The organism is Pseudoalteromonas sp. RB2-MNA-CIBAN-0110, assembly GCF_040309305.1.
Lineage (GTDB): Bacteria > Pseudomonadota > Gammaproteobacteria > Enterobacterales > Alteromonadaceae > Pseudoalteromonas > Pseudoalteromonas arctica.
Genome location: NZ_JBEOOQ010000235.1, coordinates 1 through 256 on the forward strand (window position 1 = coordinate 1; position 256 = coordinate 256).

Sequence of the window (256 nt, forward strand, 5' to 3'; positions counted from 1 at the left end):
GATTTAACTTCCGCTTTTAAATCGCGATCATCTAGCTGAAGTAACACATCGCCTTTTTCAAAAAAGCCGCCTTCGCGGAACTGCTCATTTATATCAATAATCAGCCCAGAAACCTGAGCCACCAACATACTTTGAGTCCGTGGTTTAACCGTACCAAAGCTATCAATTTCAACGGGGTAGTCAATTAACTGCAATGGTTTTACCGCTACATTAATTTTTGCTTTTGGCGGTGCTGAAAAACGTGATGCTTTAGGCG

At 41.8% G+C, this 256-nt stretch carries 1 pseudogene; it reads right to left on the bottom strand.

The window, feature by feature from the left end:
- Nucleotides 1–256: pseudogene (locus AAEY68_RS21305) on the bottom strand (efflux RND transporter periplasmic adaptor subunit); the annotation flags it as partial.